Annotated in this window: 1 protein-coding gene; it reads right to left on the bottom strand. The window is 50.2% G+C overall.

Annotation, left to right across the window (positions count from 1 at the left end; genetic code table 11):
* Positions 1-317 (bottom strand): Ig-like domain-containing protein (locus tag AC23P2_RS31335; protein WP_487776827.1); only part of this gene is annotated, 317 nt, incomplete at both ends.

The following is a 317-nucleotide window of genomic DNA, read 5'->3' as shown; positions in this document are numbered from 1 at the left end:
CCTTCTGGATCATCATCGTTGGTCAACACATTACCTGTAAACGGTTTATCTTGCGGCGTTTCAGCAATGTCGTTGGTCGCAATTGGTGGATTGTTTGCTGGTGGCAATATCGCAATCACTACCGTTGCCGTGTCACACGCTCCACTTGGGTCACATACTTTGTACGTGTAGCGGTCGCTGCCTACAAAACCTGTCGTTGGCGTGTAAGTGTAGGTGCCGTTTGCATTCTGTACTACTGTTCCGTTTGTCGGATTCGTCACTTTCGTGTACGTCAACTCTGCCGCCGTGTTGTCCACGTCGCTGTCATTTGACGCTAC

The sequence above is a fragment of the Runella sp. R0.1_18 genome (assembly GCF_057652155.1).
This window is presented reverse-complemented; position numbering and strand designations above follow the sequence as displayed.